22 protein-coding genes are annotated in these 24,311 nt (G+C 64.7%); 13 read left to right on the forward strand and 9 right to left on the reverse strand.

Going from position 1 to position 24,311, the window contains the following annotated elements:
• Positions 1–80 precede the first annotated feature (80 nt).
• Positions 81–860, reverse strand: coding sequence for a ferredoxin--NADP reductase (locus tag NMB96_RS13870; protein WP_023903476.1), 780 nt, complete (start codon positions 858–860; stop codon positions 81–83).
• A 201-nt stretch (positions 861–1,061) separates the two neighbouring features.
• Positions 1,062–2,942, reverse strand: coding sequence for an ABC transporter ATP-binding protein (locus NMB96_RS13875; protein ID WP_255085053.1), 1,881 nt, complete (start codon positions 2,940–2,942; stop codon positions 1,062–1,064).
• 264 nt (positions 2,943–3,206) lie between these two features.
• Here NMB96_RS13875 and NMB96_RS13880 point away from each other — a divergent pair, with 264 nt between their 5' ends.
• The 4 genes from NMB96_RS13880 to NMB96_RS13895 all read left to right on the forward strand — a co-directional run bounded on the left by NMB96_RS13880 (position 3,207) and on the right by NMB96_RS13895 (position 6,819).
• A complete protein-coding gene (locus NMB96_RS13880) occupies positions 3,207–4,724 on the forward strand; it encodes a fumarate hydratase (RefSeq protein WP_043889108.1) in 1,518 nt (505 codons plus the stop codon).
• 193 nt (positions 4,725–4,917) lie between these two features.
• Positions 4,918–5,343, forward strand: a complete 426-nt coding sequence (locus NMB96_RS13885) for a hypothetical protein (protein ID WP_255085054.1) — start codon at positions 4,918–4,920, stop codon at positions 5,341–5,343.
• 14 nt (positions 5,344–5,357) lie between these two features.
• Entirely contained in the window at positions 5,358–5,993 is a 636-nt protein-coding gene (locus NMB96_RS13890) for a glutathione S-transferase family protein (RefSeq protein WP_255085055.1), read from the forward strand.
• Positions 5,994–6,180: 187 nt separating this feature from the next.
• Positions 6,181–6,819 (forward strand): carbonic anhydrase, encoded by a 639-nt coding sequence (locus NMB96_RS13895; protein ID WP_176340694.1) that lies wholly within the window; start codon positions 6,181–6,183, stop codon positions 6,817–6,819.
• Positions 6,820–7,278: 459 nt separating this feature from the next.
• Here the strand turns inward: NMB96_RS13895 and NMB96_RS13900 are convergent, their stop codons facing one another.
• The 3 genes from NMB96_RS13900 to NMB96_RS13910 form a co-directional block, all read right to left on the reverse strand.
• A complete protein-coding gene (locus tag NMB96_RS13900) occupies positions 7,279–8,388 on the reverse strand; it encodes a sterol desaturase family protein (protein ID WP_043889111.1) in 1,110 nt (369 codons plus the stop codon).
• Positions 8,389–8,559: 171 nt separating this feature from the next.
• The gene (locus NMB96_RS13905; RefSeq protein WP_023903483.1) at positions 8,560–9,693 is read right to left on the reverse strand and encodes a phospholipase A; all 1,134 of its coding nucleotides are present in this window, start codon (positions 9,691–9,693) and stop codon (positions 8,560–8,562) included.
• A 221-nt stretch (positions 9,694–9,914) separates the two neighbouring features.
• The gene (locus NMB96_RS13910) at positions 9,915–10,400 is read right to left on the reverse strand and encodes a DUF456 domain-containing protein (protein ID WP_023903484.1); all 486 of its coding nucleotides are present in this window, start codon (positions 10,398–10,400) and stop codon (positions 9,915–9,917) included.
• Between the two features lie 227 nt (positions 10,401–10,627).
• On the opposite strand from NMB96_RS13910, the gene NMB96_RS13915 reads away from it, so the two are divergent.
• Positions 10,628–10,843 (forward strand): cold-shock protein, encoded by a 216-nt coding sequence (locus NMB96_RS13915; RefSeq protein WP_003483561.1) that lies wholly within the window; start codon positions 10,628–10,630, stop codon positions 10,841–10,843.
• A gap of 88 nt (positions 10,844–10,931) precedes the next feature.
• Here the strand turns inward: NMB96_RS13915 and NMB96_RS13920 are convergent, their stop codons facing one another.
• On the reverse strand, positions 10,932–11,411 hold the full coding sequence (locus NMB96_RS13920) for an outer membrane lipoprotein (RefSeq protein ID WP_023903485.1): 480 nt from the start codon (positions 11,409–11,411) through the stop codon (positions 10,932–10,934).
• Between the two features lie 121 nt (positions 11,412–11,532).
• A complete protein-coding gene (locus tag NMB96_RS13925; protein ID WP_115036574.1) occupies positions 11,533–11,961 on the reverse strand; it encodes a hypothetical protein in 429 nt (142 codons plus the stop codon).
• 76 nt (positions 11,962–12,037) lie between these two features.
• Here NMB96_RS13925 and NMB96_RS13930 point away from each other — a divergent pair, with 76 nt between their 5' ends.
• On the forward strand, positions 12,038–12,874 hold the full coding sequence (locus tag NMB96_RS13930; protein WP_183086833.1) for a tRNA threonylcarbamoyladenosine dehydratase: 837 nt from the start codon (positions 12,038–12,040) through the stop codon (positions 12,872–12,874).
• Between the two features lie 36 nt (positions 12,875–12,910).
• Here the strand turns inward: NMB96_RS13930 and NMB96_RS13935 are convergent, their stop codons facing one another.
• A complete protein-coding gene (locus tag NMB96_RS13935; protein ID WP_023903488.1) occupies positions 12,911–13,693 on the reverse strand; it encodes a TatD family hydrolase in 783 nt (260 codons plus the stop codon).
• Positions 13,693–13,908: a DUF6116 family protein gene (locus tag NMB96_RS13940; RefSeq protein ID WP_023903489.1), complete on the reverse strand. Its 216-nt coding sequence runs from the start codon at positions 13,906–13,908 to the stop codon at positions 13,693–13,695. The genes NMB96_RS13935 and NMB96_RS13940 overlap by 1 nt, the downstream gene beginning before the upstream one ends.
• Before the next feature lie 145 nt (positions 13,909–14,053).
• Here NMB96_RS13940 and NMB96_RS13945 point away from each other — a divergent pair, with 145 nt between their 5' ends.
• The 7 genes from NMB96_RS13945 (at position 14,054) to NMB96_RS13975 (ending at position 24,175) form a co-directional block, all read left to right on the forward strand.
• On the forward strand, positions 14,054–14,845 hold the full coding sequence (locus NMB96_RS13945) for a glycine zipper 2TM domain-containing protein (RefSeq protein ID WP_255085056.1): 792 nt from the start codon (positions 14,054–14,056) through the stop codon (positions 14,843–14,845).
• Positions 14,846–15,017: 172 nt separating this feature from the next.
• Positions 15,018–16,193, forward strand: a complete 1,176-nt coding sequence (locus NMB96_RS13950; protein WP_255085057.1) for an acyl-CoA dehydrogenase family protein — start codon at positions 15,018–15,020, stop codon at positions 16,191–16,193.
• Between the two features lie 58 nt (positions 16,194–16,251).
• The gene (locus tag NMB96_RS13955; protein WP_255086972.1) at positions 16,252–18,819 is read left to right on the forward strand and encodes a DUF3857 domain-containing transglutaminase family protein; all 2,568 of its coding nucleotides are present in this window, start codon (positions 16,252–16,254) and stop codon (positions 18,817–18,819) included.
• A 267-nt stretch (positions 18,820–19,086) separates the two neighbouring features.
• Positions 19,087–19,731 carry a glutathione S-transferase family protein gene (locus NMB96_RS13960; protein WP_023903494.1) on the forward strand — a complete coding sequence of 215 codons (645 nt, stop codon included), beginning with the start codon at positions 19,087–19,089 and terminating at the stop codon, positions 19,729–19,731.
• A gap of 40 nt (positions 19,732–19,771) precedes the next feature.
• Positions 19,772–21,712 (forward strand): asparagine synthase (glutamine-hydrolyzing), encoded by a 1,941-nt coding sequence (gene asnB / locus NMB96_RS13965; protein ID WP_255085058.1) that lies wholly within the window; start codon positions 19,772–19,774, stop codon positions 21,710–21,712.
• A 258-nt stretch (positions 21,713–21,970) separates the two neighbouring features.
• Complete coding sequence (locus NMB96_RS13970; RefSeq protein ID WP_255085059.1) at positions 21,971–22,525, forward strand: NADPH-dependent FMN reductase; 555 nt, start codon at positions 21,971–21,973, stop codon at positions 22,523–22,525.
• A gap of 219 nt (positions 22,526–22,744) precedes the next feature.
• Positions 22,745–24,175, forward strand: coding sequence for a replicative DNA helicase (locus NMB96_RS13975; protein ID WP_006451927.1), 1,431 nt, complete (start codon positions 22,745–22,747; stop codon positions 24,173–24,175).
• Positions 24,176–24,311 lie beyond the last annotated feature (136 nt).

Raw genomic sequence — 24,311 nt, forward strand, 5'->3', positions numbered from 1 at the left:
ATGGGGCGTTACCGGGACTGCTTCATCGCGCCCAGGTGCGCTCCTACGACGGTGCGGTGGCGGCTACTCCGCGCGCCGCATCACTTCTCGACGAACGCGCGCTCGAAGACGTAATGCCCCGGCGTGCCGATGCGTGGCGAGGTTTCAAAACCGCGCGCATCCAGCACGTTGCGCAGGTCGGCCAGCATCTGCGGGCTGCCGCAGATCATGAAACGGTCGTTGGCCGGATCCAGCGGCGGCAAGCCCAGCGTCTGCTGCATGCGGCCGTCTTCCATCAGCTCGGTCAGGCGGCCCCGATTGGCGAAGTCTTCGCGCGTCACCGCCGGGTAATACAGCAACTTGTCGCGCAGGAGGTCGCCGAGAAACTCATGCTGCGGCAGCTCGCGCTCGAAATAGTCGCGGTAGGCCAGATCCTGCACGAAGCGCACGCCCTGGGTCAGGATCACCTTGTCGAAACGCTCGTAGGTTTCCGGATCCTTGATTACCGACAACCACGGCGCCAGGCCGGTGCCGGTGCCCAGCAGGTACAGGTTGCGTCCTGGGTGCAGATCGCTGATCAGCAGCGTGCCGGTGGGCTTCTTGCCGACCAGTACCTGATCGCCCGGTTTGATGTGCTGCAGCCGCGAGGTCAGCGGGCCGTCCGGCACCTTGATGCTGAAGAACTCCAGATGCTCTTCCCAGTTGGCGCTGGCGATGGAGTACGCACGCAGCAACGGGCGCGTCTCGGTTTCCAGGCCGATCATCACGAATTGGCCGTTCTCGAAACGGAAACCGGCATCGCGGGTCGTGGTAAAGCTGAAGTAGGCGTCGGTCCAGTGACGGACCTCGAGCACCGTTTGGGCGCCGAAAGCGGAAGACATGCCGGTGAGTGTCGTGGGAAGAATACCTGGCAATTCTACCTCAAGCCGGCCAAATGAGATGAACTCTCATTTAGGTGGCCGGGATGCGGGATTCGGGATTGGTGATTCGCAAGAGCGGATCCTTGGGTCCTGGACGTTCCCGGGCCCGCGATGGACCGGCAGCTCAGGCCAATCCCCAATCTCCCATCCCGAATCCCCGCCTCACCGATACCCCGCCGCCTGCAACTCGAACAACTCCGCATACCGCCCACCCTGCGCCATCAACTCCGCATGCGTGCCGTTGGCCTCGATGCGGCCCGCAGCCAGCACCAGGATGCGGTCGGCCATGCGTACGCTGGAGAAACGGTGCGAGATCAGCACCGCAGTGCGGTTGTCCGACAATTCCTTGAAGCGCTGGAACACCTCGAACTCGCTGCGTGCATCCAGTGCGGCGGTGGGTTCGTCCAGGATCATCAATTGCGCATCGCGCATGTAGGCGCGTGCGATGGCGATCTTCTGCCATTGCCCGCCGGACAGATCCACGCTGTTCTTGAAGCGTCGGCCGATCAATTGATCGTAGCCATCGGGCAGGCTGTCGATGAGCTCGCCGGCCATCGCGCGCTGCGCAGCGGCCTGGATGCGCGGCGCATCGCCCATTGCATCGACCTGGCCTACGCCAATGTTCTCGCCAACGCTCAGGTGATAGCGCACGAAGTCCTGAAAGATCACGCCCAGGTTGGCGCGCAGATCGTCCAGATCGTAGTCGCGCAGGTCCTGCCCATCGAGCAGGATGCGGCCTTCGTCCGGGTCGTACAGCCGTGCCAGCAGCTTGACCAGGGTGGTCTTGCCGGCGCCGTTTTCGCCGACCAGGGCCAGCACTTCGCCCGCCCGCAGCTCGAAATCCAGGTGCCGCACCGTCCATTGTTCGGCGTCCGGATAGCGAAAACCCACTTCCTCGAACACGAAGCCCTGGCGGATCGGTCGCGGCACCGGCAGCGCATTCGGGCGCGAGCGGATTTCCGGCACGATGTTGAAGAACGAATACAGATCGTCCAGATACAAGGCCTGCCCGGCGACCTGCGAAAACCCGATCAGCAGTCCTTCCAGCAACTGGCGCAGGCGCAGGAAACTGCCGGCCAGAAAGGTCAGATCGCCGATGCTGAAATCGCCGCGCACGGTGCGCCAGGCGATATAGCCATAGGCCATGTAGTAACCCAATGTGCCCAGCGCAGCCAGCAGCGCGCCCCATAGCGCCCGCTTGCGCGCCAATGCGCGATTGGCCTGGAAGAACTTGTCGGCCAGCCGGCGATAGCGTGCGATCAAAAACCGGTGCAGGTTGAGGATCTTGACTTCCTTGGCCGTCTCGACGCTCGCGCCGACCTGGCGCAGGTAGTCGAGCTGGCGCCGCTCCGGCGTCCACTGGAAATTGAGCGAATAGCCCAGCGCATTGAAATGCGCCTCGCCGATGAAGGCCGGGATCAGGGCGATGGCCAGCAGCAGGATCAACCACGGTGCATACACCACCAGGCCCACCGCCAGGCTGACCACGGTAATGGCGCCCTGCACCTGGCCGAACAACTGGCTCATCAGGTTCATGCGGTTCATGGTCTGGCGCCGCGCCCGATCCAGCTTGTCCTGCCGGTCGGGGTCTTCGAAATCCTCCAGATCCAGCTGTGCGGCGTGTTCCATCAGGCGCACGCTGGCGGCGTTGTTGAACAACTCCGACAGCAGCGCATCGGCGTAGCCGACCAGCCGGCCGAGCAGGTCCGAACCGATTGCCAGCGCCAGTTCCAGCGCCAGCAATTCCAGCAGCCGGTTCAGGCGGCCGCTGCTCAGCGCCTGGCTCAGCGAATCGAAGGCCGGCGGTTGACCGACCAGATGGATCGCCTCGTCGATGATCAATTTGCCGATATACAGCGAAGCCACCGGCATCAACGCGCGCAGCACGCGCAGGCCGATGCTGCTGGCGCTCAGCCAGCGGCTGGTCTGCCAGATCTGGCGCAGAAACGGTGGCAGGTTACGCAACGCATTCAAGCGCTCGCGCAGGGTGGGGCCGGTACGGGGTGCGGCGGGCGCGGTGGCGCCGGAACGGGAGGCTGACATCGCACTAGTGTGCAGCGCTTTGCGTAGGCGTGAAGTGTTGGAAGGCGCCAGTGCGCATCCCTGCATTGGCGCGCGATAGCTGCTCTGTCGCTGACTGCGCCCTCGCAAATCGGTGCGGCCGGTGTATCGCAGGGCACCCGGGCGTTGGGTCGGGCGCCACGCAATCCTTGGCCTGGTCAATCGCAGCCATTGACGCGGCCGCAGGACGCGCTGGAAGTTTGGACTAAAATGCCCGGATTGCCCCCGCCAGCCGTAGAGCCAGCCGTGACCTCGATCAAGCAGGAAGACCTCATCCAGTCCGTCGCCGACGCGCTGCAGTACATCAGCTATTACCACCCGGTCGACTACATCAAGAATCTGTCCGCCGCTTACGAGCGCGAAGAGTCGCCGGCCGCCAAGGACGCCATCGCGCAGATCCTGATCAACTCGCGCATGTGCGCCGAAGGCCACCGCCCGATCTGCCAGGACACCGGCATCGTCACCGTGTTCCTGGAAATCGGCATGCAGGTGCGCTGGGACGACGCCACCATGGGTGTGGAAGACATGGTCAACGAAGGCGTGCGCCGCGCCTACAACCACCCCGACAACAAGCTGCGCGCCAGCGTGCTGGCCGACCCGGCCGGCAAGCGGCAGAACACCAAGGACAACACGCCTGCGGTGGTCAACACCAAGATTGTGCCCGGCCACCATGTCGAGGTGATCGTCGCGGCCAAGGGCGGCGGTTCGGAAGCCAAGAGCAAATTCGCCATGCTCAACCCGTCCGACTCCATCGTCGACTGGGTGCTCAAGACCGTGCCGACCATGGGCGCCGGCTGGTGCCCGCCGGGCATGCTCGGCATCGGCATCGGCGGCACTGCCGAAAAGGCCATGCTGCTGGCCAAGGAAGCGCTGATGGAGCCGATCGACATCGTCGATCTGCAGGCGCGCGGTGCCTCCAATCGCGCCGAAGAACTGCGGTTGGAGCTGTACGAAAAGGTCAACGCGCTCGGCATCGGCGCGCAAGGCCTGGGCGGCCTGACAACGGTGCTGGACATCAAGGTCAAGGATTACCCGACCCACGCCGCCAACCTGCCGGTGGCGCTGATTCCCAACTGCGCCGCCACCCGCCACGCGCACTTCACCCTGGACGGCAGCGGCCCGGTGATGCTGGACCCGCCGTCGCTGGAAGACTGGCCCAAGCTCACCTACAACCCGACCAACGCGCGCCGGGTGAATCTGGACACCATCACCCGCGAGGAAGTCGCCAGCTTCAAGCCCGGCGAAGTGGTGCTGCTCAACGGCAAGCTGCTGACCGGCCGCGACGCCGCGCATAAGCGCATGATCGACATGCTCAACAAGGGCGAAACCTTGCCGGTCGACTTCACCAACCGCTTCATCTATTACGTCGGCCCGGTCGACCCGGTGCGCGATGAAGTGGTCGGCCCGGCCGGCCCGACCACTGCCACCCGCATGGACAAGTTCACCCGCCAGATGCTGGAACAGACCGGCCTGCTGGGCATGGTCGGCAAGTCCGAGCGCGGCGATGCGGCGATCGATGCGATCCGCGACAACAAGGCCGTCTATCTGATGGCCGTCGGCGGCTCGGCGTATCTGGTGTCCAAGGCGATCAAGGCTGCGCGCGTGCTGGCGTTCGAAGACCTCGGCATGGAAGCGATCTACGAATTCGAGGTCAAGGACATGCCGGTCACCGTCGCAGTGGATTCCACCGGTGAGTCGGTGCACAAGACCGGGCCGCGTTTGTGGCAGTCGCGCATCGGCAAGATTCCGGTGGTGGTGGAATAAGTTTGGCTGGAGCGGCGACGCAACTGCACGGCGTCGCCGCGTCCCGCAAACGAGTTAATACGCGTAGGTCCCCGTCGTCAGCCGGTGTCTGTGTATCGGGATGAAGACGGCCTGCCGGATCGACCACGCGGCCAGGCAACGCCGAGCGACAACCCGTTATGCTCGGCGTACTGACGGTCACAGGAGAACAGGAATGCTCCGACTCATCTGCATCGCGTTGTTGGCCTGCCTTAGCCAGGGTGTGGCAGCGCAGCAGAAGACAGCACCGACGGTGCTGTTTCCTTCCGGCAACTACGCACCGAGACCAGCCGCGCCGGTGCCGTTTGAAGAAAAAAAGCCACTCAGGCCAAGCGAGCCCTCCACACGATTCAGCGGGCCCGTAGCGTCGGACCGTTGCATCGCGCAGTGCAACCAGAGTGCCAGGCAATGCCGCGCCGATCGGCCCAGCGAGAGCAGTTGCAGCGCCTCGGTAGCGCCGCGCGGAAAACGCTGCGATGACGTGCAGAATCCGGCACAGCGGGCCAATTGCCTCGCGCAGGTCTTCGATTGCAGCCAACAGAGTGACGACAATCGCTGTGAACCACGCAAGCTCGCCTGCCTGCGCGCCTGCACCAACTGACTTCAGGAATCCGTATGACCACAACGCTTTATCACTCCCCCAGCACCGCCGCCCTGGTCGTGCATTGGCTGCTGATCGAACTGGATGTGCCGCACGTGCTGCAGCCGCTGGATTTCGATCGCGCAGAGCAGAAATCGCCTGAATACCTGGCACTCAATCCGGCCGGCGTGGTGCCGACGCTGGTGCTGGAGGGCCAGGTGTTGACCGAAGCTGCAGCAATCGTGCTGCATCTGGCCGACCTGTATCCGCAGGCCGGGCTGGCACCGCCGGTCGGCACGCCTGCGCGTGCGGACTACTACAGGTGGATGTTCTTCTGCGCCAACACCTTGCAGCCGGCGTATCGCGCCTGGTTCTACCCGAGCGAGCCGGCGGGCGCTGCGCATAGCGATGCGGCGCAGGCGCAGGCACGGCAAAAACTCGAAGCGGCCTGGACCCAGGTCGATGCGCACCTGCAAGCCAATGGTCCGTATCTGCTTGGCCAGACGTTGTCGGCAGCCGATTTCATGCTGACCATGATGATGCGCTGGTCGCGCAATATGCCCCGGCCCAGCGATACCTGGCCGGCGCTGCACGCGCATGCGCAGCGAATGAAAGCCCGGCCGGCGTTTCAGGAAACCTATCGCCGCGAGGGTCTAACGGACTGGACCTGAATCCCCAGCCGCAGCAGGCGTTGTGCGGCGTCCATCAGCGTGCTTCAAGGCGTTCCGCCGCGCTTGCCGCGTAGTACGATCGCGACACCAACCAGAGAGCAGGGGCTCGTCCATGTCGCATTCCGCATCCCGTCGAAAATTGCTGCAATGCGCCTGTTGCGCGCCGGTCGCGGCCGCCGCCGCGTCACTGCCATTTGCTGTGCGCGCCGCGCCGTCGAAGAAAACCGATCTAAATGCCGAGCAGGCGTTGCAGACCCTGCGTGACGGCAACGCTGCGTTTGTCGAGAACCGTCCCAAGAAGGTGATCTCCGACGGCAAGCGCCGGCTGGAACTGGCGCTGGGCCAGACTCCGTTCGTGATTCTGGTGTCGTGCTCGGATTCGCGCGTGCCGCCGGAACTGCTGTTCGGTCGCGGCCTTGGCGAGATGTTCATCGTGCGCAACGCCGGCAACACCGTCGATACCACTGCATTGGGTTCGATCGAATATGCGGTGAGTCAGCTCGGCGTGCCGCTGGTGGTGGTGATGGGCCACGAGAGTTGCGGCGCGGTTGCCGCCGCGGTGTCGGTGGTGGAGCAGGGCGCGTTCTTCCCCGGCGCGATCGGCTCGATGATCGAGCCGATCGTCCCCGCCGTGCTGACTGCCAAGAGCAAGGGCGGCGCTGACCTGCTGGCCGACTCGGTCAAGGCCAACGTCAAGCGCACCGTCGACCGCCTGCGTGCCGCTTCCGAGCCGGCACTGCTGGAACCACTGCGCGCAGGCAATGTTCGCGTGGTCGGTGCGTATTACACCCTGAAAGACGGCAAGGTGGATTTCTTCGACGTCTGATGGTTATTGCAATGGTTCGGGCAATGACAGCGCAGGATGATCTCCTGCGCTGTTTTCATATGTGCGGTGCAGCGCTGTCGTTAGCTCTGACACAACCTCCCGAACACTGTATCGATGGCGGCAACGTGTCGCGTTCGTTGACCGAATAGAGTGATGTCTGGAATGGTCGCAACATCGATCAGATCGACAGGCGCTGATCAAACCGCAGCTCATCGGACAGCCGCGCCGCATGCACTGCTAGCAACCATGCACACCGACACTCCCGACCGGTCCTTGCCCGCCCAGCGTCGCGGGACCTTACGCGGCATGGATGCCGCGTAAGAGCCTACACGGACGTACTTGCGGCGTGTCCCGCGAGGGTGGGCGGGCAAGGGCCCTGCAGCCAAGTGGCAGATCAGCCGTTCTGCACGGGATTATCTGCGCTGAGCAAACACTCCAACGCAAACCGTATCTCGAGTTTTAGTCCACATAATCATCGAACGTCTTGCGCCGACGGAATGGCATCAGGTGCTGGCGCATCAGCCCCTTGGGCACCGTTTCCAGTTTCATGACGCCGTATTCCTGCGGCCACGCGTCGCGACTCGGCGGCAGTTTGAACGTGCCCATCAACATGTCCACCAAGGGCAGATGGATGGCGTAGTTGACGTCGATATAGTCCTGCTGGCGCGCATGATGCCAATGGTGATAACGCGGCAAGACCAGCACATATTCCAGCCAGCCAAAACGCAGGCCGAGGTTGGAATGTGCGAGCACCGCCTGCAGGCCGACCAGAATCACGTACGCATTCACCGCCGGTGTCGAAAAACCGAGAATCAACAGCGGCAGCAGCACCGCACTGCGGGTCAGCACGATTTCCACAAAATGGATGCGCGATCCCGCCAGCCAGTCCATCTCGCGGCTGGAGTGATGCACCGCGTGGAAGCGCCACAGCCACGGAATGTTGTGATACGCCCGATGCAGCGATGCCTGCGCCATGTCGGCAACGAAGACTGCGATCAGAAACTGTCCCCACACCGGCAGGGACTGGATTGCCGCTTTCAGCGATGGAAACGCGGCCAGCCCGGCGATACTCGACGTGGAGGCGGTGACCAGGATCAGGATGAACTGCACCAGCACATGGCTCATGAAAAAGTAGCCGATATCGGTACGCCAGCCGGGGCGTAACGGCGAAATGCGGCGCTTGCCCAGATAGCGTTCCAGCGGCACGAACACCAGCGCCGAGAAAAACAGCGAAATCACAAACCAGTCCAGGCCAAGCGAATAGGGCGTGCGCCCGATCGTATCGAACTGCACGTTGGTGCCGCCGAACAACACCGCCAACGTTGCGCTGCCCACGCCGACCATCGCAATGCGCTTGTTGCGGTCGCGCAGAATGGCGAAGGTACCCAGCAGGAACGCGGCAACCAGCCCGACCAGCAGGAGATGGCGTGCGAACTGCTCGTTATAGGCGGCGCGGAACTCGCGGCTGGTCAACAGATCGGGAAAGTGGAAACACACCACACCCATCAGACTGAGCACGCCCAGCAGCGCAGAGGCATGGGCGAAGAAGGAGCGGTTCGGGCGAGCCATGGGACGTCCTGTCGACGGGGCGGCCTGGTTGGCCGTGCACGGAGTGCGTGCATCCATGCTCCCAGTACGCGTGCTCGGCCGCAAGCGTTTTGCGACGGGCACGCCAGCTCCGATCAAACGTCGACGCTGGCGACTGGCCGGCACTGCGCCGGCCAGTGAAACGGCAAGCGGTTAGAACCACTCCAACAACGACACACCCAGGCCGATATAGGTCGCCTTGTGGTTGTAGTCGATCAGGCTTTCGCCGTAGCCGTCGAACACCTGCACGTGGCCGCGCAACAGGTTGGTGATCGGGAAGCCGTAGTCCAGTTGCACCGAGCCGTGCGAGCGGTCGCCGCCACGTAGCGAATGCCGTGCGATCAATGCGAACTCGTGGCCGTCCTTGTTGTAGACCAGGGTCGCGTCGCCGCGGCCCATGTAATCCTCGATATCGGGATTGTTGTCGTCGGCGCGATCTTCCTTGATGCGGAACCACGGACGCAGCGTCAGTGCCCAGTTCTCGCGATCCAGACCGATGTTGAGGATCACCCGGTTCCAGGAACGCGACAGCGGATCCTCGCGGCCGTTGGACATGTGATTGATGCTGATGCCGCTCATGCGGCCCTTCCAGCCGAACAGGCTGTAGTTGTTGCGGAACACCAACATCGCCTCCGGCTCGTAGTTGGTTTCGCGGAACGGGCGCGAGGCATCGGTGTTGTAGGCCTGCCAACGCGAGCTCTGGGTGTAGCCCATCCAGATATCGCCGTTGTCGCCGAACAGATCCTCGACCACCTTGGTCTTGAAGCTGAGCTGGAACTTCAGCTCGGCGCTGTCCAGTTGCTGCGGGGTGGACACCGAGTTGGCCGGGTTCGGCGACTGCGGGGTGCGGTTGGAGTCGCTGGTCCAGAACGCCGGCAACAGATACACCGGCTTGTAGCCGCGCAGCTGGAACGTGCCCAGCTTGGAATCCTTGGCCAGCTCCCAGCGGCGATCCAGCAGCGAGCCACGGCCGGCGTTGGCGACCGCCTCGGCCTTGGGTTGGTCCTGTCCATCGGCACGGAAGAAATCGCCGACACGGCTGATGGTGCGTTCGTCCTGTGGCTTGGCCTCTTTCTGCTTGGCCAGTTGCGCGGCGGCGTCGGCTTCTGCGGTCAGCTGCGGCGTGTAGCCCAGCGCCTGGTCGTAGCACGCCAGCCGCGCCGCATCCGAGGTGACGGAGGTGCAGGCCTGCGGCGAGGCGGGGGTTGCGGCGATTTCCTGCGCGTGCGCCAGCGGCGCGGCCGCCAGCGCAATCAGCATCAAGGGACGGGTGCGGTGCTTTGACATGGGCAGTCTGGCCGAATGAAGGCGCCAGGCAGGCGCAGAGGTTTGTAGCTTAACGGTCGCGCCTGCATACGCGATGTGTACACGGCGGCATAACATTCGATCAGGCGGCTACATCGGCGGGGCAGCGATAGGTCAATACCTGCCCGCGCTGCCAACACCGAAACAGCCGTCTAGCTCAAACAGCCGTCTGGCGCCACCAACGCCAGTGGTCGCTGGAGCGACTAGAAAAACCAGGCGATCGCAAACACGCCAAGCATGCACAGACCCAGCGCCAGCTTGCTCGCGGTGCCCAGCATGATGCCGATCCAGGTGCCGATGCCGACCTTGGTGGCCTGGTCGGATTTGCGGGTCTGCCAGTATTCGCCGATCCACGCGCCCGCAAACGGGCCGACAAACAAGCCGATCGGCATGAAGAAGATGCCAATGATCGAGCCGATCACCGATCCCCATAACGCCATCTTGCTGGCGCCGACGCGCTTTGCGCCGTACACGGTGGCCAGAAAGTCGATCGCGAACGACAGCGCGGTGATCAGGCCCAGGATCACCAGCGCGACCCAGTCGACGTGGACGAAGCCATCGGCCCAGGCGGCCACCAGCAACCCCACGAACACCAATGGCAGGCCCGGTAGCGCCGGCAGGATGACTCCGGCCAGGCCGATCAGCACCAGCACGCCGGCCAGGATGTAATAAACGACGGTGGTGTCCATATGGTTTGGAAATATCCCGTTTCAGGCTTGACAAAAATGCGCAAGGGGTTCTTGAAAAATCGTTTTGTGCGGGTTAAGTTGCCAGCGCTGCTGTTTGCAACGGTCACCGTGAATCGTGGCCTGATGCGGCAGATCGTCCGATCCGCTACATCCTTGTACCTCGGCTCCTCCTTGCAATCACAGCGACCACCGCCAGTCCACCACAGTGTCGTAGGGAGTCAGTCGAGATGTCCAACATCGAACGCGAGAATGGTGTCGTGAAGTGGTTCAACGATGCCAAGGGTTTTGGATTCATCAGTCGCGAAAACGGCGAGGACGTGTTCGTCCATTTCCGCGCGATCCAGATCCAGGGTTTCAAGAGTCTCAAGGAAGGTCAGAAGGTCAGCTTCACCGTCGTGCAAGGGCAGAAAGGCCTACAGGCCGACGCGGTACAGGTGGTCTGAGTGCAGCGCAGCACTTCGAGCCACCATCCAAACAGCAGAAAGGCCCGTTGCCGGGCCTTTCTGTCATGTCACTCAGCGGGTAAGCCGATCAGCGCAGCACGACCTTGCCGTTGACCACGCGCACATAGGCGTTTTCGCGTACGCCGGCCAGGTCGCGCTGGTTCACCACGATCACGCGCCCATCGTCCATGCGCACCTGCACATCGAAGCTGTCGCTGGTGACGTTGTTCTGGATCGCGTTGCCTGCCAGCGCGCCAGCGGCGGCACCGGCCACGGCCGAGACGTTCTTGTTGCCCTTGCTGCCACCGGTCTCCTTGGAGATCTGACGGCCGGCCACCGCGCCGACGATGCCGCCGAGCACTGCGCCGGTGCCGGTGGGCGCGCTGCGGGTGGGGCCGACTTCATCGATGCGGGTCACGATGCCGCAATCCACGCAGCGCGCCTGCTGCGACTGCCCCTGGTCGTAACCGCGGTCGCCGCGATAGCCGCCGTACTGAGGTTGAGAGGTGGCGCAGCCAACCAGGGTCGCGGTTGCAGCCAGGCCAATGACGAGCAGTCGGGTCTTCATGAAATCTCTCCGGGGTGGTTCGAAAAGCGGTCAGGGCCGCGGCGACGTCATCCTGTGGTGGTCCAGGTGAACGGTCTGCCAACTGGATCGCTCCAGGCTTAACGAAACCCGAGCGCGTTCTTCATCGAAAGTCACGGTGGCAGGCGTCGCAGGCGTCCGACAGCGGTGTTTTGACTGCAGCAATCGCGGCGCAATCGTGCAATGGCGCGCGCTGCGCCTGATCCAGCGCGGCACGCAGCGCCTGCGCATGCTCGCCAAAGCGGCGGTCTTCGCCGATGTCTGCAAATGCGGGTTCCAGTTCGTCTGCAAGCAGACGTAGCGATTGCAGTCGTGCCTGCTGTTGCGTCGGGTTGCACACCTCGCCGGCACCGGGTTGTAAAGAGCGCAATTGATAGGCCATCACCTGCATCAAGCTATCCGGCACCGGGTTGCGCCTGGCCTGCAGCGCGCGCGCCACCATCACGCTGCAGACCAGGCCGATCAACAAGCCCAGGATCAGCATGAACGCGTAGCGGGACGCACGTGATTGGTGAGGGGGTGTGGCGGACATGGTGGCTCCACTGAAGGCGCCGGTGAAGGCGCGGGGTAAGCAAGCGCTTGTTGAGCGGCGCGCGTAAAATAGGCCGATGAAAGCACAATGGCGTGAACGCTTTGCCGGTATCGACCGGCTGTACGGAGTCGGCACGGTGGAGCGCCTTTCGGCCTGCCGCGTGGCGGTGGTCGGGATGGGCGGCGTCGGCTCGTGGGTGGTGGAGGCGCTGGCGCGTACCGGCGTCGGGCACATCCGCCTGATCGATGCCGACGACCTGTGCGTGTCCAACACCAACCGGCAATTGCCGGCCTTGGCCGGGCAATACGGACGCAACAAGGCGCGCGCGATGGCCGAGCGCTGTGTGGCGATCAATCCGGAGATCGCCGCCGATGCCGTGGAGTCGTTTCTCACCGCCGGCAATATCGAAAGCCTGCTCGGCGATGACTTCGATCTGGTGATCGATGCCTGCGACAGCTTCCGGGTGAAAGTGGAAACCATCGCCTGGTGCCGCCGGCGCAAGTTGCCGTTGCTCACGGTGGGCGCCGCTGGTGGGCGCTCTGACCCCACCCTGGTGCGGGTGCGCGATGTCTCGCGCACCGAGCACGACGCGATGCTGGCGCTGATCCGCAAGAAGCTGCGCAGCGAGTTCAATTTTCCCAAGAATCCGCAGCGTTACTTCGGCGTGCCGGCGGTGTACTCGCTGGAAAACGTCAAATACCCGCAGGCCGACGGCAGCGTGTGTGGCATCCGCCCGCAACTGGATGCCGATGCCACGCTCAAGCTGGATTGCGGGGCAGGGCTGGGCGCCGCCACGCATATCACCGGCACCTTCGCGTTTGTGGCAGTGGGCAAGGCGTTGGAGATGTTGCTCAAGCCGAAAGTGGCTGCCGCCGCTGCGTCGCCGACCGCCGAGGTGGCTGCAATTTCGTAACGTTTGTACATGGCGCGCTTCGGCAGCGCGCCTGCGTCAGCCGGGCAAAGCCAGGTCAGGCAATCCGAACAGCTGCCGCGCGTTGGCGCTGGTCTGCGCGGCAATGCGCTCTTCCGGCTCGCCGCGCAGCTGCGCGATGCAGGCCAGCACCGTGCGCAGGTATGCCGGCTCGTTGCGTTGGCCGCGGATGCCGGCGTCGGGCTGATCCGGCGCATCGGTTTCCAGTAACAGGTACTGCAGCGGCATCGTTGCGGCCAAGCCGCGCAGGCGGTTGGCGCGCGGGTAGGTCACCGGGCCGCCCAGGCCGATCATGAAATCCAGCTTCCACAGTTGCTGCGCCTGTTCGGGGCTGCCGGCAAAGCTGTGGACCACCCCGCGCAGGCCGCCCACGGCCTTGATGCGGGCGATGACCTCTTCGGTGGCGCGCCGCGCATGCACGATCAGCGGCAGCTCGAAGCGCCTGGCCAGCTGCAGTTGTCCGTCGAAATAAGCGCGCTGCGCCTGCGCGTCCAGCCCGTCCACATAGAAATCCAGCCCGCACTCGCCGATGGCGCACGGGCGCTCTCGCTCGATCCATTCGGCCAGCAGTTCCAGATGATCGGGACGGTGCTGCTCGAGAAAGATCGGGTGCAGCCCGTAGGCCGGGTGCAAGCCGGGGGCCTGGGTGCAGACGCTGCGCAGCTGCGGCCAGCTGGCGGCGGTGACCGCCGGGATCACCTGCTGCACGACACCGGCCGCCTGCGCGCGCGCGATCACCGCGGCGCGGTCGTGCTCGAACTCGCCGGCATCCAGGTGGCAATGGCTATCGACCAGCTGCATCAATCGCGGCGCACCGGCGCGGGCAGCGGCGCCTTGCGCGTCTTCCAGTTGGCCAGCAGCAGCGTGGTCAGGCCGAACAGCAGCTCGTCCAGGAACGGGATCGGGTCCGGGAGCACCAGGTCGACCAGAAACAGCGCCGCAGCCAGCTTGAACAAGGTGGGGTAGCGCAGCTTGCTGGCCCAGTCCAGGGCGCGCGAGGTGATGGGGTTGCGCATGCGAATGCTCCGGCTGTTAGAAGCGCATGAAGTAACCGCTAGCTGAACTTAACTGCGGCGTTCATGAGCGAGGGCGTTTTTGTTCAGGGTTCACGTGCTGGAATCACGCCGTCAACAACGCGGCGTGTCCGCACGGAGCTGGATCATGAAGAGCAATACGACAACTATACTGGTCGCTGCTGGTGCGTTGCTGGTCGGAGGCGTGGCCACGGCCGCCTTCATGAACAATCGCCCGTCGTCCGGCGATTTTGTCGCCAACGGCGAGCCGGCACCGCGTGGTCTGGAGTACGCCGACGTGGTCAAGGTCGCACCGATCACCGAGCGCGAGCCGCAGTACGCGCAGGTCGTCAACAGCGCCGCCATCCGCGAAACCACCACCAGCTCCTCGCCGCGCGAAGTCTGCCGCGACGTAGTGGTGCAGGAACGTCTGCCCGAGCGCGACGGCAATGTCGGCGGCACCGTCGCTGGCGCGGTGATCGGCGGTCTGCTGGGTAACCAGGTCGGCGGCGGCAATGGCCGCAAGCTGGCCACGGTGGCCGGTGCAGTCGGTGGCGGCATGGTCGGCAACCGTGTGGACCGCAACCATGTCGGCGGCCGCGTGGTGGACCGCACCGAGCGCCAGTGCCATACCGAAAACGCCAACTCGCAGTCTTCGCGTGTGGTCGGCTATGACGTGACCTACCGCAACGCCGATGGCACCACCGGCACCATGCGCATGGACAGCAAGCCGGGCGAGCGCATCTCGCTGGGCGACGCCGACAACGTGGTGGCCTACGACGTGACCTACCGCTACGACGGTTTCGAGAAGACCGTGCGTATGAACGACAAGCCGGCCAGCGATCGTCTGCCGGTGGTCGACGGTCAACTGGTGACCCAGACCGCTTCGACGGCCGGTGACAAGGGCGTTCGTATGGATGCGGGCAGCACGCGTCAGTAAATCGCTGGCAGTCATCCGCCCAGGATCGCTGCGATAGCAAGAAAAGAGCCGGCATTGCCGGCTCTTTTCGTTTTCAGGTGCTGCCTGCGACCAGCGTATGCAGGCGGGTGCGCTGAACAAGCCGGCGCAATGTTCGGCTGGCAACTGGCAGATAATCGCCGCTTCTCCTTTGGTGGAAGCCAGCATGCCGGTGCGCCCTGATGATCTGTTCGATGTACGCGCGCTGCTGACCGACGAGGAGCGTGCGGTGCAGGATGCGGTGGCCCGCTTCACCGACACGCGGGTGTTGCCGGCGATCGGCGATGCCTTCGATGCGGGGCGCTTCCCCGGCGAATGGGTGCCGGAATTGGCCGAGCTGGGACTGCTCGGCGCCAGCCTGCCGGTCCGCGATGGTGGCGCAGGCCTGGGCGCGGTGGCCTATGGGCTGATCTGCCAGGAACTGGAGCGCGGCGACAGCGGCCTGCGCAGTTTCGTCAGCGTGCAATCGTCGCTGTGCATGTATCCGATCCATGCCTACGGCAGCGACGAACAGCGGCAACGCTGGTTGCCGGAGATGGCGGCGGGCCGTTTGATCGGCTGCTTCGGATTGAGCGAAGCGCAGGGTGGCTCGGATCCGGCGGCGATGACCACCCGTGCGGTGCGCGAGGGCGATGGCTGGCGCTTGAACGGGTCCAAGATGTGGATCACCAACGGCAGCATCGCTGGTCTTGCGATCATCTGGGCGCATACCGACGATGGCGTGTGCGGCTTTCTGGTCGAGACCAGCAGCGCCGGTTTCAGTGCGCAGGACATCGCCCACAAGATGAGCCTGCGCGCGTCGGTGACCTCGGGTTTGTTCCTGGATAACGTGTTCGTGCCGGAGCAGATGCGGTTGCCGAACGCGGCCGGTTTGAAGGCGCCGCTGGGTTGCCTCAACCAGGCGCGCTACGGCATCGCCTGGGGCGCGATCGGTGCGGCGGTGGCCTGTCTGCGCGAAGCGCTGGCTTATAGCGGGCAGCGCATTCTGTTCGGCCGGCCGCTGGCGGCCACGCAAAGCGCGCAGATCAAACTGGCCGACATGGCCCGGCGGATTTCCACCGCGCAATTGCTGGCGCTGCAGCTGGGGCGGCTGAAAGAAGCCGGTACGCTGCGGCCGGAACAGATCTCGCTGGCAAAATGGAATAATTGCCGCATGGCGCTGGACGTGGCACGCGAGTGCCGCGATCTGCTGGGCGCGGCCGGCATCACCACCGAGCATGTGGCGATCCGGCATGCGCTGAACCTGGAATCGGTGATTACCTACGAGGGCACCGAGACCGTGCATCAGTTGGTGGTGGGGCGAGCACTGACCGGACTCAATGCGTTCTGACAAGGAGTGGATGTTGATCAGCAAGGATGTGAGGCGACGCCTGCAAGGCGTGTTCTGGATGCTGGGTGTGATCGCTGCAATCGCAGTCGTCTCGCCGGTGCAGGCCGACGAGGCGCCAAGCATGGCGCCGCCGCCGGCCTGGGTGGTGGCCGATGCAGTGCCCGACAAGGTGCCTGGCGCCAACGGTATGCGCTATGAGCTGGTGTCCGATCAGATCGATCTGACCGGCGCCGCGCCGCAGGCGTATCGCCGCCTCAGCTACAGCGTGCAGCGTGCAAAAAGCCTGGACGAAGCCGGGCAGATTTCCATCGATTACCAACCGCAATACCAGCGCCTGGAACTCAATAGCCTGGATGTCTGGCGCGACGGCAAGCGCATCGACATGCGCAGCCGCGCGCACTACGCCAGGTTGCGTCGCGAGAGCGGGCTGGAACAAGGCTTGATCGATGGCGCGTTGACGCTGTCGATCACCTTGCCGGACCTGCGCGTCGGCGACCGGGTCGACTATGCCGTGACCACCACCGGCAGCAATCCGGTGTTCGGCAAGGGCTATTACGACGTGTTCGAGGCGCGCTATGGCGTGGCGCTGGGCGAGCGCCGCGTGCGCGTGCGGTATCCCGCCGCCATGCCATTGCAGTGGCGGGTGAGCGCGCCGGGCTTCAGCCGCAACGTCAGCCGCGCCGGTGAGGTGGCCACGCTGGAGATCGCCGCACGCAATATCGCCGCCGTGCAGGAAGAAAAAGACGCGCCGGACGATGTCGATGCCTATGGCTTGATCGAACTCTCCACCGCCGGCAATTGGGAAGCGGTGGCGGCATGGGCGGCGCAGCTGTATCCGCGCGCGTTCAAGGATGCGCAGGTTGCCGCCAGCATGGTGCGCAGTCTGCAACTGCGCAGCGACGACCCGCAGGGCGCGTTGTTGCGTGCGGTGGCGTTCGTGCAGGGCGAGATCCGCTACGTCGGCCTGGACATGGGCGAGAACTCGCATGCCCCGCACGCACCGGAAGTGACGCTGCGCAATCGCTATGGCGACTGCAAGGACAAGGCGACGCTGTTGATCGCGCTGCTGCAACTGGCAGGCATTCGCGCCGAACCGGTGCTGGTCAACAGCGACCAGGGTCATGGCCTGGATGCACGGCTGCCCAGTCCTTACGCGTTCGATCATGTGGTGGTGCGCGCGCATCTGCCGCAGGGCGAGGTCTGGGTGGATGCCACGCGCGATCGCGAAGACGGCGTGCTGGCCCAGCGCCGGCCATTGCCGTTCGTGCGCGGGTTGCCGGTGCTGGCCGGGCAGAGCGGATTGGTCGCAGTGCCATCGCCGATGCCGACGCTGCCGCAGATCGAAGTGAACGAGGAGGTGGCGATCTCACTGCGCAAACCGCAACGCGTGGCGAGCTTTACCGTGGACACGCGTTATCGCCAAGGCCGCGGCGATCGCGTGTCTGCCAGCTTCGAAGACCATGGCGCAGAAACGGTTGGTGAGCACTATCTGGAGTTCATGCAGAAGTACTACACCGCGCTGACCCAGGTCGACGTGCCCAGCATCGACGATGCCGATGCGCTCGATGTGCGCACGCACGAAACCTATCGCCTGGAGTGGCCGGCTGAGGAGGGCGACGAGGTCGGCTTCCCGCTGTTTCAACTCGGCGAGTGGATGGATGCCTTGCCGAAACAGGCGCGCAAGCGGCCATTGGCGCTGGGCGGGCCGCAACGGGCGCGGCAGACCGTACGGGTGCAGACCGATCCGGTGGTACGGGTGAAACCGGAAGAGCAGATTGTCGCCAACCCGTGGTTCCGGTTCTCGCGCACGGTCTCCATGCACGATGGGCACATCGTCATCGTGGGCGAGTGGCAGCGGTTCACCGACCGCATTCCCGCCGATGGCGTGGCGCGCGCAGCGGCCGACATGGAGCGTGCGCGCGACCTGCTGTACTTCAATCACGATTTCAAGCCGCAGCGGCGCAGGCCTGAGGCCGACTGGAGTGCGCTGAGCTATCCGGCGGCAGGGCTGCTGGTGTTGATCGTGTTGCTGCTGGCGTGCCTGGTGTGGTGGCGCGGCGGTGGCCTGGGCGGGATGGTGTTCGATCCATACGCCACCGCGCAGCGCATGCCGCAGCAGGCCGGTTTGCGCTGGAGCGCCTGGAGCGTATTTGCGCTGGCCACGCTGTTGTCGGCCTGGATGTGGCTGCATGCCTTGCCGTGGTGGGCCAAGGCGCTGGGTGTCGTGGCGGTGGTGGCGATCGCTGTGCTGAGCTGCGTGTTGCTCAGGCAGGTGCTGCGCTGGATGGGGTGCATGGCGCAGGTCGGGCGGTTGTTGCCGGCTGTGCTGGGCTGCGCCTTGCCGTGGCTGGTCTGCTTGCTGGCAGCGTTGGTCGCACTCGCTGGCAATGTGGCGTTGCTGCACACCGGCGCAAGCGATCCGGCCGGCGTGGCGCAGCTGGCGATGTGCGCGCTGTTGCTGATGCTGGGGGTGCTGTGGTGGTCGGTGTGCGCGGTGCAGGCGGTGGCGGGTGCGGCCGGCTGCGGGCGTGCACGCGCATTCGGCGCAGTGGCATTGATGCTGTCGGCGCTGGGCGTGCTGATTGCGGTGCTGGGTGTGCCGGTGGCCTTGGTGGCGATGTACTGACACGTTGCGCTTGCATCCCATCGTGTCGGCGGCGGTGTGCCGAGCCGTCTGCGGCTTCGGCATGCGGCAATCGGATGCCCTGGTCACACTGCGGACGTGTCGGCATGGTCTGCGTTGCGTACTCGTCAGCGCTGGCGCGCCTGCCAGTAGATGCATCGGTCCAGGTAACCGTTGTGCGGCTGTGTCGCGCAATCCGGCAGGGCTTTGCAAAGATGCGCCGGGCTGTGACACTGCCAGCCCCCTCGTTGTTGCCGCGGAGCCAGCTTGATGTCGACCGTGCGTCCCCCGTTGACCGTCCATGGCATGTCTAGTTCCGGCAACTGCTACAAGGTGCGCCTGTTGCTGGAGCAACTGGGCAGCCGCTATCACTGGGTCGAGGTGGACAGCGCTGCGGGCGAAACCCGCACGCTGGAGTATCTGGCCAAAAATCCCAACGGCAAGGTGCCGATGGTGGAGCGCGACGACGGCCGCGTGCTGACCGAATCCAACGCGATCCTGTTCTGGCTGGCCGAAGGCACCCCGTATCTGCCCACCGACGCGTGGCAGCGCGCGCAGGCCTTGAGCTGGATGTTCTTCGAGCAATACAGCCATGAGCCGTATGTGGCGGTGGCGCGTTTCATCAGCCTGTGGACGCCGCGCGATGCGGCGCGCCGGGCCGAACTGCCGCAGCTGCGCGCACGTGGCGAGCAGGCGCTGGTGGTGATGGAACAGCATCTGCAGCAGCACGCCTGGTTTACCGGTGGCGAGTACGGCATCGCCGATATCGCGCTGTTCGCCTATACCCATTGCGCCGAAGACGGCGGCTTCGATCTGGAACGCTGGCCGGCGATCGGCGCCTGGCTGCAGTGCGTGCAGGCCTTGTCCGGTTTCATCGCGATGCCGGCGCCTGCATCCGCCTCGGTGCCGGCATGAGCGGCGCGCGCGCAATGCACAATCTGCAGGAGCACTGACGATGTGCGGATTGGCAGGACTGCTGCTGGCGTCGCCGCGCCTGCATGGCGAACAACTCGACGCGCTGGTGCGGCCGATGGGCGCGGCCTTGCGCCATCGCGGCCCCGACGATGCCGGCACCTGGTGCGATGCACAGGCGGGCGTGGCGCTGGCGCATCAGCGGCTGAGCATTCTGGATCTGTCGCCGCTCGGCCATCAGCCGATGCGCTCGGCCGATGGCCGTTACGTACTGGCCTACAACGGCGAGATCTACAACTTCGCGCAGCTGCGTGCGGCCTTGTCGGCGCTCGGGCATCGTTTCCGTGGCCACTCCGATACCGAAGTGCTGTTGGCTGCAGTGGTGGAGTGGGGCCTGGACGACACCCTGACCCGCTGCAACGGCATGTTCGCACTCGCCCTGTGGGACGAACGCGACACCTGCCTGTCGCTGGCGCGCGACCGCGTCGGCAAGAAGCCGCTGTACTACGGCTGGGCCGGCGACACGCTGGTGTTCGGGTCCGAACTCAAGGCGCTGTGGCAGCACCCGGATTTCGACAACGGCGTGGATCGCGATGCGCTGACCTTGCTGCTGCGGCTGGGTTACATCCCGGCGCCGGCCTGCATCCATGAGCGCACCTTCAAGCTGATGCCAGGCCGGGTGCTGCGGCTGGATGCGCAGGCGGTGGCGGCCGGCGCGGCGGCACATCGGCCGGATCAGGCGCAGCAGCCGTTCTGGAACGCGCGCGAAGCGATGCAGCGCGCCTTGGCTGCGCCGTTCACCGGCAGCGATGCGCAGGCCGAAGAACAACTCGATGCGGTGCTGCGCGATGCGGTGGCGCTGCGCATGGTGGCGGATGTACCGGTGGGCGTATTCCTGTCCGGCGGCACCGATTCGTCGATCGTCACCGCGATGATGCAGGCGCAGAGCAGCCAGCCGGTGCACACCTTCAGCATCGGATTCGAAGGCTCGCATCACGACGAAGCGCCGCTGGCGCGCGAAGTGGCCACGCACCTGCACACCGACCACACCGAGCTCTACGTCAGCGGTGCCGACGCACTGGCGGTGGTGCCTAGCTTGCCGGACATGTTCGACGAGCCGTTTGCCGATGCTTCGCAGGTGCCCACTGCGCTGGTCGCGCGGCTGGCGCGCGGCGGGGTGACGGTGGCGCTGTCCGGCGACGGCGGCGACGAATTGTTTTTCGGCTACGGCCGCTACCAGCGTGCGCTGCGCAACTGGCGCATGCATGGGCTGGTGCCGGGCCCGCTGCGAAAGCTGATGGCGGTGGCAGCGCGCAGCAATGGCGAGTCGTCGCGCACCGGCGGCCTGGCGGCGTTGGTGGCCGAGGCCGGCGCACGCGGTATCGGTGACATTTATCGCAACCGCATTTCACGCTGGCGCGACCCAGCGGCGGTGGTGCTGGGCGCGACCGAGCCGGACAGTTTCTACAGCCTGGCCGACCCACTGCACGGCTCCGGCACCCCGGCCGACGCGATGATGCTGGCCGACTTCGCCGCCTATCTGCCCGACGATCTGCTGTGCAAGGTGGACCGCACCACCATGGCGGTGGGGCTGGAGGCACGCGCGCCGTTGCTGGACTGGCGCGTGGCCGAGTTCGCCTGGTCGCTGCCGCTGTCGTTGAAGTACCGCGACGGGGTCAGCAAGTACCTGCTCAAGCGCGTGCTGTGCCGCTATCTGCCTGACCCGATGGTCTACCGCGGCAAGCGCGGCTTTGGCGCGCCGGTCAGCGCGTGGCTGCGCGGCGATCTGAACGGCTGGGCCGACGATCTGCTGGCGCACGGCACGCTGGAGCGCGAGGGTGTGTTCGCTGCCGACACCGTGGCCGGGCTGTGGCGCGACTTCAACCGCGGCGAGCGCAAATGGCATACGCATCTATGGACAGTGCTGATGTTCCAGGCCTGGCAGGCGCACTGGCGTGCGCAGCGGGCGGCGATGACGCGCTGATCTTGGTCACGTGTTGATCTTGCGCGCGGCGACCAACCGTTGCGCGGTGTGCGAGACCGCGCTGCCGTTGCCGAGTTGTTTCTGACGCTTGAAGCTGCCGCTCGGACATCAGGCCGGGTAGGGGCGTTAACGCCTTGCAGATTGAGACGCCGCCGTGTGCGTGCAGCTGCGGGTGATCGCCCGGTGCCGGGCGGCACTTCACCGGCTCTGAGCATCGCGCTGGGTAGGGTGGGGCCCTGTTTCCACGGAGCGTCCCCCATGAGCAAGATCACCATCGCCGTCCTGGTCGGCAGCCTGCGCGCAGCGTCCTACAACCGCCAGTTGGCGCGCGCGCTGGAGCATCTGGCCGGCGACAAGGCGGTGTTCGAGTATCTGGAGATCGGCGATATTCCGCTGTACAACCAGGACAACGATGCGGATTTCCCGGCTCAGGGCACCCGTTTCAAGCAGCAGGTGCGTGCCGCCGACGCGGTGTTGTTCGTGACCCCCGAATACAATCGTTCGATTCCCGGCGTGCTCAAGAATGCCATCGACACCGGCTCGCGGCCGTATGGCGATAGCGCGTTTTCCGGCAAGCCGGCGGCGGTGGTCGGCATCTCGGTCGGAGCGATCGGCACGGCGACCGCGCAGCAGCATCTGCGCAATGTGCTGTCGTATCTGAACATGCATGTGCTCGGTCAGCCGGAAGTGTTCCTGCAGTACAAGGAAGGCTTGTTCGGTCCCGATGATCAGATCGCCAACGCCGACAGCCGCGCGTTTCTACAGGGCTTTATCGACACGTTCCTGGGCTTGATCGAGCAGCTCAAGCACTGAGTGGCAGGTGATGTGATCCGCCTGACGCACTGCGCCGGGCGGCCCGGCCACGCGGCCAAAACGTAGGTGGGGCAAGGATCGCGGCTGCTGCGACAGCCGGCGCGTAGAACGTGATGCACCGGCTGTGCACCGGTTATCCACAGAGTTGTGCATGGTCGTCGACGCCATCGATGACTATGCTTCCTGCCCTCATCCCCCTAGCGTCAGGTTTGTTTGTCCATGTCCGCTCGTCCTGGTTTCCGTTCCAAACGCAATCGCGATCGCGACGACGACGATTACGATCGTCCCGAGCCGCGGCTGGACCAGCTGCGTGTGCCGCCGCATTCGGTCGAGGCCGAGCAGGCTGTGCTTGGCGGGTTGATGCTGGCGCCGGAGGCGTTTGACCGGGTCAACGACCAGCTCACCGACAACGATTTCTACCGCCGCGACCACCGGCTGATCTATCGCGCGATTCGCGAATTGAACGAGAAAGACCGCCCGTTCGATGCGGTGACGCTGGGCGAATGGTTCGAATCGCAAGGCAAGCTGGAGCAAGTGGCCGATGGCGCGTATCTGATCGAGCTGGCCAGCACCACGCCGTCGGCGGCCAACATCGCCGCCTATGCCGAAATTGTGCGCGACAAGGCGGTGCTGCGGCAGTTGATCGAAGTCGGCACCACCATCGTCAACGATGGCTTCCAGCCGGAAGGCCGCGAAAGCGTGGAGCTGCTGGCGTCGGCGGAAAAAGCGGTGTTCAAGATCGCCGAAGCCGGCGCGCGCGGGCGCACCGACTTCGTAGCGATGCCGGGCGCGTTGAAGGACGCCTTCGAAGAGCTGCGTAACCGTTTCGAAAACGGCGGCAACATCACCGGCCTGCCGACCGGCTACACCGATTTCGATGCGATGACCGCCGGCCTGCAGCCGACCGATCTGATCATCCTGGCCGCACGTCCGGCGATGGGCAAGACCACGCTGGCGTTGAACATTGCCGAATACGCCGCGATCAAGTCCAAGAAAGGCGTTGCGGTGTTTTCGATGGAAATGTCGGCCTCGCAGCTGGCGATGCGCTTGATCTCGTCCAATGGCCGCATCAACGCGCAGCGCCTGCGTACCGGTGCGCTGGAAGACGAGGACTGGGCGCGCGTGACCGGCGCGATCAAGATGCTGAAGGAAACCAAGATCTTCATCGACGACACGCCGGGCGTATCACCGGAAGTGCTGCGCTCCAAGTGCCGCCGGCTCAAGCGCGAGCACGACTTGGGTCTGATCGTCATCGACTATTTGCAGCTGATGTCGGTGCCTGGCAACAGCGAAAACCGCGCGACCGAAATCTCGGAGATTTCGCGTGGTCTGAAGGGACTGGCCAAGGAACTCAACGTGCCGGTAATTGCGCTGTCGCAGCTCAATCGCTCGCTGGAAACGCGTACCGACAAGCGCCCGGTGATGGCCGACTTGCGCGAATCCGGCGCAATCGAGCAGGACGCCGACATGATCGTCTTCATCTACCGCGACGATTATTACAACAAGGAAAACTCGCCGGACAAGGGCCTGGCCGAGATCATCATCGGCAAGCACCGCGGTGGTCCTACCGGCTCGTGCAAGCTCAAATTCTTTGGCGAATACACCCGTTTCGACAATCTGGCGCACGATTCGGTGGGCAGTTTCGAGTAAGCGTTTTGTTTTGGTTCGCCAAAAAGCTACTGCGCTCAGCGCTATGCGAGCGCGGCCTGCGTTGTGGTTCCCATCCGTACACGATCACGTTGGCAGGTGCGATGCCCTTACCGCTTGCGGGACCGTGTGGCGGCAT

The sequence above is a fragment of the Xanthomonas hortorum genome (assembly GCF_024339125.1).
GTDB classification, from domain to species: Bacteria; Pseudomonadota; Gammaproteobacteria; order Xanthomonadales; family Xanthomonadaceae; genus Xanthomonas; species Xanthomonas hortorum.